This window comes from Mesorhizobium sp. M4A.F.Ca.ET.022.05.2.1, assembly GCF_003998845.1.
Taxonomy (GTDB): Bacteria; Pseudomonadota; Alphaproteobacteria; order Rhizobiales; family Rhizobiaceae; genus Mesorhizobium.
In genome coordinates this window covers 1-10,044 of sequence record NZ_RZOJ01000222.1, presented here as the reverse complement: position 1 = coordinate 10,044, position 10,044 = coordinate 1, and the positions used below count along the sequence as shown (strand labels likewise).

General features: G+C 65.7%; 11 protein-coding genes and 1 pseudogene. 5 read left to right on the top strand and 7 right to left on the bottom strand.

The genetic code is table 11. The annotated features are described in order from the left end of the window. The 5 genes and pseudogenes from EN745_RS21880 to EN745_RS21860 form a co-directional block, all read left to right on the top strand. Nucleotides 1-124: pseudogene (locus tag EN745_RS21880) on the top strand (molecular chaperone DnaJ); the annotation flags it as partial. A gap of 126 nt (nt 125-250) precedes the next feature. Next, the gene (gene pmtA, locus EN745_RS21875) at nt 251-856 is read left to right on the top strand and encodes a phospholipid N-methyltransferase PmtA (protein WP_126057219.1); all 606 of its coding nucleotides are present in this window, start codon (nt 251-253) and stop codon (nt 854-856) included. 159 nt (nt 857-1,015) lie between these two features. Further along, nucleotides 1,016-1,612 carry an NADPH-dependent FMN reductase gene (locus EN745_RS21870; protein ID WP_126057220.1) on the top strand — a complete coding sequence of 199 codons (597 nt, stop codon included), beginning with the start codon at nt 1,016-1,018 and terminating at the stop codon, nt 1,610-1,612. After that, nucleotides 1,609-2,316, top strand: coding sequence for an orotidine-5'-phosphate decarboxylase (pyrF, locus tag EN745_RS21865; RefSeq protein ID WP_127422232.1), 708 nt, complete (start codon nt 1,609-1,611; stop codon nt 2,314-2,316). Before EN745_RS21870 ends, pyrF begins: the two co-directional genes overlap by 4 nt. Nucleotides 2,317-2,338: 22 nt before the next feature. Further along, nucleotides 2,339-2,626 carry a DUF1330 domain-containing protein gene (locus EN745_RS21860; protein ID WP_127400114.1) on the top strand — a complete coding sequence of 96 codons (288 nt, stop codon included), beginning with the start codon at nt 2,339-2,341 and terminating at the stop codon, nt 2,624-2,626. A 51-nt stretch (nt 2,627-2,677) separates the two neighbouring features. On the opposite strand, the gene EN745_RS21855 is transcribed toward EN745_RS21860, so the two are convergent. The 7 genes from EN745_RS21855 to EN745_RS21825 form a co-directional block, all read right to left on the bottom strand. Further along, nucleotides 2,678-3,736, bottom strand: a complete 1,059-nt coding sequence (locus tag EN745_RS21855) for a D-alanine:D-lactate ligase-like protein (RefSeq protein ID WP_126057223.1) — start codon at nt 3,734-3,736, stop codon at nt 2,678-2,680. A 137-nt stretch (nt 3,737-3,873) separates the two neighbouring features. Continuing rightward, nucleotides 3,874-4,752 carry an SMP-30/gluconolactonase/LRE family protein gene (locus EN745_RS21850; protein WP_127422231.1) on the bottom strand — a complete coding sequence of 293 codons (879 nt, stop codon included), beginning with the start codon at nt 4,750-4,752 and terminating at the stop codon, nt 3,874-3,876. Continuing rightward, a complete protein-coding gene (locus EN745_RS21845; RefSeq protein ID WP_126057225.1) occupies nt 4,752-5,390 on the bottom strand; it encodes a 2-dehydro-3-deoxy-6-phosphogalactonate aldolase in 639 nt (212 codons plus the stop codon). Before EN745_RS21845 ends, EN745_RS21850 begins: the two co-directional genes overlap by 1 nt. Beyond that, a complete protein-coding gene (locus EN745_RS21840) occupies nt 5,387-6,322 on the bottom strand; it encodes a 2-dehydro-3-deoxygalactonokinase (RefSeq protein ID WP_127422230.1) in 936 nt (311 codons plus the stop codon). Before EN745_RS21840 ends, EN745_RS21845 begins: the two co-directional genes overlap by 4 nt. Continuing rightward, nucleotides 6,319-7,086 (bottom strand): SDR family oxidoreductase, encoded by a 768-nt coding sequence (locus tag EN745_RS21835; protein WP_126057227.1) that lies wholly within the window; start codon nt 7,084-7,086, stop codon nt 6,319-6,321. Before EN745_RS21835 ends, EN745_RS21840 begins: the two co-directional genes overlap by 4 nt. Before the next feature lie 153 nt (nt 7,087-7,239). Continuing rightward, the gene (locus tag EN745_RS21830; RefSeq protein ID WP_126057228.1) at nt 7,240-8,589 is read right to left on the bottom strand and encodes an EAL domain-containing protein; all 1,350 of its coding nucleotides are present in this window, start codon (nt 8,587-8,589) and stop codon (nt 7,240-7,242) included. Nucleotides 8,590-8,688: 99 nt separating this feature from the next. After that, a partial coding sequence (locus EN745_RS21825; RefSeq protein WP_127422229.1) for a GtrA family protein occupies nt 8,689-10,044 on the bottom strand: 1,356 nt, incomplete at its 5' end.

Here is a 10,044-nt window from a genome sequence, read left to right as displayed (position 1 = left end):
GTCGCGCCGGCAGCGTGAGCTCCTGGAAGAGTTCGAGCAGCTGTCCTCGCAGGACAATTCGCCCCAGTCGAGCGGCTTCTTCGCCCGCATGAAGGACTTTTTCGAATCCTTCAGCGACCGCTGAGAGGTTGAAGGGCATGTCCCGGGGATTGCTTCCCGAGCGTCATCAACACCTTATGCCAGGTTGACGCCTTGCCTTGTCCCACCTAGCTGCTAATTAGCGGGTCGGGGAGCGTTGAGGAGAGCTCGCATGGCACGTGGTCCCGGGTTGCGCAAGTCGCTGGCGGAGAAGTTCGACGACGAGCTGAAGTTCTTCAGGGGCTGGATCGACAAGCCGAAGACGGTCGGCTCGATCGTTCCCACCAGTTCCATCACCGCCCGCAAGATGGCCTCGATCGTCAATCCGAAATCCGGCCTGCCGGTGCTTGAGGTCGGCCCCGGCACCGGCGTCATCACCCGCGCCATCCTGGCGCAGGGGATAAAGCCGGAAAATCTCTACGCGGTCGAATACTCGACCGATTTCGTGCGCCACCTGCGTCGGCTTTATCCGGGCGTCAACGTCATCGAAGGCGACGCCTTCAATCTCAACGCGACGCTCGGCGACAAGCGCGACATGGTGTTCGATTCGGTTGTCTCCGGCGTGCCGCTGCTGAACTTCCCGGTCGCCCAGCGCATCGCCTATATCGAAAGCCTGCTCGACCGCATCCCCGCCGGCCGGCCGATCGTTCAGCTGACCTATGGTCCGCTGTCGCCGATCCCGCCCGGCCGCGGCGACTACACGGTCAAGCATTTCGATTTCATCATCCGCAACATCCCGCCGACGCAGCTGTGGATCTACCGGCGCGAGGCGCATTAGAGGAGAAGGAATAGGGGACTACGGCAGTGGGGCAGCAGGGGAGTGAATGGCTCGATACCGTACTGCCTTACTGCCTTACTGCCCTACTCTCTTCCTCCCTCATCCAAACGTTGATTTGAGCGGCCCCTTTCTGTACCTGTCCGGGAACAAGGGTGGCCAATGCCAATGATCCCAAAAATCCTCGTCTTCGCAGGCTCGATCCGGTGGGGCGCCTTCAGCGGCAGGACCGCGGACGTGGCGCAGAAAGAGCTTGCCATGCAGGGCGCCGAGGTGACCCGCATCTCGCTTGGCGACTATCCGCTGCCGATCATGGACGAGGACTTGGAAAAGGAGAAAGGCATTCCCGAGAATGCCATGCGGATCGGCCGACTGATCGCCAACCACGATGGACTGTTGATCGCCACGCCGGAATATAACGGCTCGCTGCCACCTCTGCTCAAGAACAGCATCGACTGGGTGAGCCGGATACGCCGCGACGGCGGCCGCTCGTTCAGGCCGTTTGCAGGCAAGCCCGCCGGCCTCTGCTCCTCCTCCGACGGCAAGTTTGCCGGCATACGCTGCATCAATCACCTGCGCGCCGTGCTGGTGCGCTGCCAGGTCGAGGTGGTCACGCCGGAATGCTCGGTCTCTGGCGCCAGCGACGCCTTCGACGAGAATGGACATTTCCGCGACGACAGACTACGCCAATCGATGGAGCGCCTATGCCGCACACTGATCGAAACCTCGCGCATGCTGTCCAGCCGGATCGAAGCATGATCCCGGAGCATGCCGACACCATGCGCGACAGGCTGATCGTCGGTCTCGACGTGGCGACGGTGAAGGACGCCGAGAAAGCGGTGCGCGAGCTCGACGGCACGGTCTCCTTCTACAAGATCGGCTATCAGCTGGCCTTCGCCGGCGGACTCGACTTCGCTCGCGAGCTTGCCAGCGGCGGCATCAGGATCTTCCTCGACATGAAGCTGCTCGACATCGACAACACGGTGGCCAAGGGGGTCGAGAACATCGTCAGGATGGGCATGACGATGCTCACCATCCACTCCTATCCCAAGGCGATGCGGGCTGCTGTCGAAGCGGCCCGGGGCAGCGATCTCTGCCTGCTCGCGGTCAGCGTGCTGACCTCGATGGACGAGCAGGACATGATCGACGCCGGCTACGAATACGACCCGCACACGCTGGTGCTGAGGCGCTCAGAGCAAGCGCTGCATGCCGGCATGGGCGGCGTCGTCTGTTCCGCCGAGGAGGCGGAAGCCGTGCGCCGGATCGTCGGGCCGAACATGGCCGTGGTCACGCCGGGAATACGCCCCAAGGGCAGCGACCATGGCGACCAGAAACGGGTGGTGACCCCGGCGCAGGCGATTCGCAACGGCTCCAGCCATCTTGTCGTTGGCCGCCCGATCGTCGGCGCCGCCGACAGGCGCGCTGCCGCCGAGGCCATCCTGGCCGAAATGCGGTCCGCATAAGTCCCAAACTCGGAGAAACGATATGGCAAAGGGATACTGGGTCGCCCGCGTCGATGTGCGCGACGCCGAGGGCTACAAGGACTATGTCGCCGCCGCGAAGCCGGCCTTCGAGCGGTTCGGCGCGAAATTCCTGGCGCGCGGCGGCGAGCACGAGAAGGCCGAGGGGCCGGGCCGCGCGCGCAACGTCATCATCGAGTTTCCGTCGCTTGCCGCGGCGCATGAATGCTACCATTCGCCGGAATACCAGCGCGCCGTCGCCATCCGCCAGAAGGTGGCCGACGGCGAGATCGTGCTGGTCGAGGGCATCTAGCCCCCTGCTTGACCATGACCTTGTCCGAAAACCGGCTCCCACTTTTCGGGGTCATGGTCGAAGCCGGGTCCTCGCGGTTTCGGCCATCGCATCGGCGAGACCGAGGCCCCATTGCGCGCGGCAATAGTCACGGAAATCGAAGCAGGGCAGGCCGGGACAGACCTCGAACTCGATGAGATGGACGGTGTCGTCGGCCTCCACCCTGAGGTCGACGGAGAAGACATCGCGCAAGCCGAGCCCGGTCATCAGGCCCCCGGCGATCCGGCGGATTATCGCATCGGCTGCCGGTTGGCTCGCGGTGACGGGCTCGAGCACCGGCTCGGCATAGGTTCCGGCGGCCTTCGCGATCCCGCCGGTATCGCCATAGAGCGCCAGGCTGTCGGCCATGGTCTGGAAATCGCCACCGGACTCGACGAAGGCGATGCCGAGCGCCTCGACGCCGGTCTCCGGCTTCAGGCCGAGGAAGCTGGCGCGCACGTTGCGGCCGGCGACATAGGGCTGGACGACGACGTCGTCGCGATAGTGGGCGAAGACGCGCCGGCTAAGCTCCAGCGCATGACCGAGATCAGCCACACGCGAATCCGGCCAGATGCCGATCTTGGCACCGAGGCGGTTCGGCTTGACGAACCAGCCGGCTTCCGAGGCTGGCGGCTCGACCAGCCATTCCCCGTTCCGCGCCAGACCTGCCTGCGGCGCCGGCAAGCCAAGCGCGCCGAGCACGGCGCCGGAGCGGAACTTGTCCTGGCAGAGCGCGAATAAGGAATCGTCGGCGCCGATGGTCTTCAGCCCATTGAGCCTTGCCAGCGCGGGCGCCGCGCCGCCCCGGAAATAGGCGATGCCGTCGGTCAGCGTCCAGACCAGCGTGGCATCCCGATCAGCGCGGGCAAGCACGCCGGCGGCTTCATCCAGCTCGACCGACGCAAAGGCGAGGCCGCGCGCTTCGCAAGCAGCGGCCAGCACCTCGAATTCCGGCGCAAGGTCGGTCGACTGTGCCAGGTAGGACGATATCTCGGTGGCGCGCTCCGCCGGGTAGCCGTCGGCGACCAGCCGGTCGAAACAGGCTTTCTCCGGCTCGTGGACGAGGATCAGTCTCGGCTGGTTGCGCGGCATCGATTGGAAAGGCTCTTGGCGGTCCGGCCTCTACCATCGCACGGCTGACGCCATTGGCTCTCGCGAAACCGACGAAGGCAGGCGGTTGCGTGACAGAACGGGGCCGAACCGCAAAGCGAACCGGTGACCCGGTCGCTTCAGGCGATCAGCACGCGCGGCTCGAAGCGGCCTTTGACCTCGAAATCGAGCAGGAAGGTCATGCCGGCCTGCGGGTCGAGCTGGCGCTGCTTTTCGTCCTTGCCCTTCCACGCCGAGGTCACCACCAGCCTGTCGGCCTTCGCGCCAACAAAGGCCGGGCAGGAGGGCTGCGTCACCGGCATCGGGATTTCGCGCAGCAGCGTGCCGTCCGGAGCATAGGCCTTGACCGCCCTGCCGCCCCAGACGGCGTTCCACAGCACGCCGTCGCGGTCGATGACGGAACCGTCGACATAGCCCTTGGACGAACGGTGATCGACGAACACTTTTGGTTCACCTATGGGCAGCCCGGCCGCGGGATCGCAGGCGACGCGCATCAAGAGCCCGGTCGAGGTGTCGGTGTAGTAGGCGATCTTTCCGTCCGCGGAAAAGCAGATTGAGTTCGACACGGTGATGTCGGAAAACAGCCGGCGCAATTCGCCCTTGAAGAACCAGTAGATCGAGCCGGCGCCCTTGCCCTCGTCCTTGCCCATAGTTCCGACCCAGAAGGCGCCGCAGGGGTGGACGCGCGAATCGTTGGAGCGGGTGAGCGGATTGTCGGCCTCGATCGCGGTGTGCAGCGTCAGCTTGCCGGTCGGGACATCGCGGACATGGAGGCCGGTTTCGGTGGCGATCAGCTGGCGCTGTTCATCGATGATGGCCAGCGCGCTGGCCATCAGGCCGAGATCATGCACCTTCAGCACGCCGGAGCCAACGCCCTGCTCCAACAGCAGGCCATTGACGATGTCGAACCAGAACAGCGCATCGCTGCCGCGGTCATAGCTCGGGCCTTCGCCAAGCTGGCAGATGCGGTCCGAGAAAACCGACACGGTGTCGCTCATTATGCATCTCCAAAGGCGGCGTCCCAGGCGACAACGGCGGCCTGAGCCCGCGCGGCCACCTCCTCGACGCCCATGCCGGGCTTGAACAGGCTGGAGCCGAGGCCGAAGACGCTGACGCCGGCCGATTTGTAGCCGGCAAAATCTTTCTCGGACACACCGCCAACGGCGCCGATCAGCACATCGGCGGGCAGCACCGCGCGCACGGCCGCAATGCCGCCGGCGCCAAGCACGCTTGCCGGGAAGAATTTCAGCGCCGAGGCGCCGAGCCTTATCGCCAGGAAGGCTTCTGTCGGCGTGAACACGCCGGGCATCGTCACCATGCCATGGGTCCGAGCGCGGTCCATCACCGCGGCATCAATGTTAGGGCTGACCAGCAGCCGGCCGCCGGCTGCGTGCAGGGCGTCGACATCGGCCGCCGTCAGCACAGTTCCGGCGCCGACCAGGGCTGCCTTTGGCAACGCCTGCACAAGGCCGGCGATCGAGACGCAGGGTTCCGGCGAATTGAGCGGCACCTCGATCGCCTCGATACCGGCATCGAAGATCGCCTGGCCGATCGCCACCGCCTCGCCCGGTTTCAGCCCGCGCAGGATGGCGACGAGGCCGCGCTTGAGTTTCGGAAACGGTGCTGTCTGGGTCACGCGGCGGCTCCAATCATGCCGTTCTCGCGTGCCGCCTCGACGAGCCCGGCACGCACTGCTTCATCGGCGTCAACAGTTCTGAGGGCAAGGTCCGCGATGCCCAGCGCGGCGGCATACAGCACACCCAGCGCGCCGGAGGCGACCAGCACGACAGGTGCATCGCCAGCGCCATAACGGCGTTTCGCCGAAGCGATCTCGCCGCCGAGCAGCAGCCCGGACAGGCACGCCGCCGCATCGTCGGCCTGCAGATCCTGCAGCAGGCCGGCGGCGCGGATGGCAAACAGCTTCGAGGTGACGTCACCGCCCTCGCCCAGGGCCCGTTCACACCATTGACGGAAGAAGGCATTGTCCGCGACCACCGCTGCCGGATGCTCGCCCAGCGAATGGCGCAGGATCGAATGCGCGGCCAGCACCGAAAACAGCTCGCCCGTCGGCCAGGTGCCGAAGCCGGCAACGGCGCCGTCCTCCACGACCACCCATTTCGAATGGGTGCCGGGCATGCAGACGAGGTGGCGGCCCTTTGCCGGCAAACCGGCGCCGGCGAGCTGGGTCTCCTCGCCGCGCATCACGTCGGGCGCATCGGCCGATCGCTGGGCAAGGCCCGGCACGATGCGAATGTCGCGGCTTTGGCCGGGAACACGGGCGGCGCCGGCGAGGATGGCGCCGAGAGGCGAGGGCACGGTGACATAGGGCGCTTCCAGCCAGCCCTGACGGGACCCGGCCATGCCGCAGATGATGACCGGCAGCGTCTCAGGCGCCCCCATGGCGGCCAGGTGGCCCTCAAGAACCTTCGAGAAACCTTTCTCGCGCGCGGTGATCAGCCCATCGTCGCCGCGACGCTCGGCAAGCACCTTGCCTGCGTCGTCGAGCAGCCAGGCCCTGAGCCTGGTCGTACCCCAATCGAGCGCGGCGACCGCAGGGGCCGCGCTCACAGGAAGCCTCCGTCAACGATCAGCATCTGCGCGGTCAGCATGCGCGAGGCATCCGAGGCCAGGAACAGCACCGTGCCGACGATGTCCTCGGGCTGCATGACATCCTTGATGCATTGCTTGGCGACATGGGCGGCGAGCCCATGTTCGGTGACCCAGAGCTCCTTCTGGCGTTCGGTGATCACCCAGCCCGGCGCAATCGCGTTGACCCGGATGCGGTCGGCGCCGAGCTTGCCGGCAAGGCCCTTGGTGAGGCCGAGTATGCCGGCCTTGGCGGCGGTGTAGGCCGGCATGTCGGGGTGGTTGATGAGATAGGAGGTCGAGGTGAAGTTGATGATCGAGCCGCCACCGGCCCGCTTCATGCCCGGCGCCACGGCCTGCGCGGTGAAGAAATGCGGGCGCAGGTTGACGGCAAGGTTGTTGTCCCAAAACTCGACGGTGACGTCCTCGACCGCGTGGCGGTCGTCAAGCGCGGCGTTGTTGACCAGGACGGTGACGTCGCCATGCGCTTCAGCCGCCCTGGCGGCCGAGGCGCGCAGCGCCTCGATGTCGCGCAGATCGGTCTTGAGGTAGAGTGGCCGCCGGCCTTGCTCCTTCTCGATGCGGTCGGCAAGCGCGATGCTCGGACGGTCGGCGATGTCGATGAAGGCGACCTTCGCGCCTTGCCGGACAAAGCCCTCGGTCAGCGCCGCGCCAATGCCGGAACCGCCGCCGGTGATCAGCACCGAAGCGCCTTCGAGATCGGCAAAACGTGCCGATGGCATCATCTTTTTTCTCCCTGGCCAGGTCGGCGCGCATCCTATCCAGACAAGGCGCGCGGGCAAGGGATAAACGTCAGATTTTCAAGCTTATGTCTGACAAAAAGGCAAATCACGCCGGCACGGATGAAGGGGCTGGCCGAATCCGTACAGGAACGGCGGTCAGATTGCCTTGGCGTGGAGGGCGCCGCGATAGGAATCGCGCAGATAGCCGAGCGTGGCGTCGGCATCGATCGGCTTGCCGAACAGATAGCCCTGCCCGCCGGCGCAGCCGAACTGGACCAGGCGGTCGGCCTGCGCCTCCTCCTCTATGCCTTCGGCCACGACATCCATGCCGAGCCCCTCGCACATGGCGAGGATGGCGCGGATGATGTGCTCGGACGGGCGGTCGTCGAGGATCGAGGAGACGAAGGCGCGGTCGATCTTGAGCTTGTCGAAATGGAATTCGCGCAGCCGCCCGAGCGAGGACTGGCCGGTGCCGAAATCGTCGAGCGAGACGCGGATGCCGACGCGGCGCAGATCCGCCACGATCTTCTCGGCCGAGGCCGGATCGTTCATCAGGCCGGTCTCGGTGATTTCGATCTCCAGCCGGTGCGGATCGAAGCCGGTGCGGTCGAGGATCGCCAGTATGTGCAGGCCGGTGTTCTGGTCGACGAGCTGCGACGGCGACAGGTTGAAGGACAGGAACAGGTCCTTCGGCCAGCTGCGCGCCGCCTCGGTGGCCTTGCGCAGCACCAGCTGCGACAGCGGACCAATGATGCCGCGTTCCTCGGCGATCGGGATGAACACATTTGGCGGCACGGAACCGAGGTCGCGGTCGGTCCAGCGCGCAAGTGTCTCGAAGCCGATGGTGCGGCGGGTGTTCAAGTCAACGATGGGCTGGAAATGCGGCTCCACCTCGCCGGCCGAGACGGCGCGGCGCAGCGCCTGCTCGATGCGGGTGACGCGCTTGGCCGCCTCTTCCATCTCGCGCGTGTAGACGACGACCCGGCCGCGACCGGAACGCTTGGCGTGGTAGAGAGCGGTTTCGGCCTTGTTGAGCAGAATGTCGGTAGTCTCGTCGCCGGAGTAGAAAAGCGAACAGCCGACGGAGGCCGACAGCCTGGCGGTGCGCTCGCCGACGTCATAAGGCGCCGACAGGATCTCGATCAGCATGCGCGCCTTTTCGGACGCCGCCTCCTCGCTGAACACCATCGGATAGAGGAAGGCGAACTCGTCGGCGCCGATGCGGCAAACGGTGGAATAGCTGTCCATCGAGGCGCGCAGCCGCATTGCCACCTGGATCAGGATGTCGTCGCCGGCCTTGTGGCCGAACAGGTCGTTGATCGGCTTGAAGCCGTCGAGGTCGAGGATGCCGACGGTGAAGGGCGCCGGGTCCTCGGAACGATCGCTGATCAGGCGGTCGACCTTGTCGAAGAAGCGGCGGTGATTGCCAAGCCCGGTCAGCGGATCGGTGAAGGCCAGATCCGTGTTTTCCCTGCCCGCCAGCCCGGTGGCAAACGTCGTTTGCATCGGTGTTCCTGTTGCACGTCGGAATTTGCGGTGAGACTGGCAGGAAACCCTTTAGGAAACGTATCGAGAAATCGATTTTCTGGACGCCGGGTGGCCTGCTTAGTCGCCCTGGCGGACGCGGTAGATTTCGATCGGAGCTCCGCGGGTTCCCGCCACCGGCTCCAGCCATTCCGGCACGCTGCCGTCCACCAGGCCGGCAAGAAAGCCCTTGGGTGCCGTTTCGGCGAGAAGCTGGCTTTCAGTGCTGCCGCGGCAGACGGCCACCAAGCCGACATGGTGGCTTTCGACGATCCTTCGCGCATCCGCCGGGGACCCCAGGAAAGCATCGAGCGCCAGCAGATTTCCGGCGATGTTGCGATGGTAGGGACCGGCGAACACACGGTGCGCGGAATAGGCGAGGATAGGCGAGCCGAGATTGGAGATCGCCAGAACAGTGGTGCCGGGCAGCCGGGCGAGCGATGCAAACGAGGCCTTGTTCTCGCAATTCGTGTCGGCGACTTCGTCATTGGCCTTGCCGGTCTCGAAGGCCGATGACACCACCGTGGCGGTGCCGGCCCAGAGCGCGTTCACCGACAGCAGCCAGGCCGCCGCCATGCGAAGCGAGGTGCGTGGCGAAGGGCTGGCCTCGACCCGCTCGCGCCATCTGGCGATCCATGCCGAAAGCGGGATGACGGCAAAGGCAACCGAGAAAGTCGAGCCACGCACCTGCCAGGCGCTGACGATGAAGGCCACGACAAGCAGCACGCCGACGAGGCTGTCCTGCCGGCGCCAGCCGCCCTGGCGCAGGCGAAGAGCCAGGAGCACCATCCCCATCAGCGGAGTGGCATAGCGAGCAGCCACCCGGGCGGGGTTGTAGACGAGAAGCACGAACAGCGACTGAGCTTCGTCCACGTGATCGAGCCACAATTCCTTGAGGCGTGGATCGAGATTGGCGTAGGGGGCCGCCAGGCACTGCGGAAACAACAACAGGACGACCGCGGCGAGTGCCGCGGCGAGCAGGCCGATCGATACGATACGCCGAAGGCGCGTGTGGCCGGCGGCGTCTATCGACGCGACCACCGCAAGACCGGCCCCGGCAAGCGCGGCGATGGCGAATTGCACGATCGAGAAGGCGTCGCATTGCGCCTGGCCCCAGGCGGATGCGGGGATCGTGGTGACAAAGACGAGAGCCGAAACACCGGCAAAGCCGGCGCCGAAATCCCTCGCGATCCGGCCTTCGCCGCTCCTGTCGACGATAAAGAGCAGTGCAACAGCGGCGCCGATGGTCGCGACATAGGGGGCGGTTTCCATGCCGACCGCCAGCGTCAGGGCGGCGCAAAGGCCGGAAAACAATGCCGCGGACCGACTTGTCGGCGCCTCAAGCAGCAGGCTGAGGCTAGCCATGGTCAGCGTGAGCTGGACATTGTGATGATCGATGGCACCCGGGGAAAAGATGCCTATGAAATGCAGCGCCGC

Bases quoted from the DNA above. Each gene is read 5' to 3' on its own strand.
- pmtA (WP_126057219.1), top strand. From the start codon at position 251: ATGGCACGTGGTCCCGGGTTGCGCAAGTCGCTGGCGGAGAAGTTCGAC.
- EN745_RS21870 (WP_126057220.1), top strand. From the start codon at position 1,016: ATGCCAATGATCCCAAAAATCCTCGTCTTCGCAGGCTCGATCCGGTGG.
- pyrF (WP_127422232.1), top strand. From the start codon at position 1,609: ATGATCCCGGAGCATGCCGACACCATGCGCGACAGGCTGATCGTCGGT.
- EN745_RS21860 (WP_127400114.1), top strand. From the start codon at position 2,339: ATGGCAAAGGGATACTGGGTCGCCCGCGTCGATGTGCGCGACGCCGAG.
- EN745_RS21855 (WP_126057223.1), bottom strand. From the start codon at position 3,736: ATGCCGCGCAACCAGCCGAGACTGATCCTCGTCCACGAGCCGGAGAAA.
- EN745_RS21850 (WP_127422231.1), bottom strand. From the start codon at position 4,752: ATGAGCGACACCGTGTCGGTTTTCTCGGACCGCATCTGCCAGCTTGGC.
- EN745_RS21835 (WP_126057227.1), bottom strand. From the start codon at position 7,086: ATGATGCCATCGGCACGTTTTGCCGATCTCGAAGGCGCTTCGGTGCTG.
- EN745_RS21830 (WP_126057228.1), bottom strand. From the start codon at position 8,589: ATGCAAACGACGTTTGCCACCGGGCTGGCGGGCAGGGAAAACACGGAT.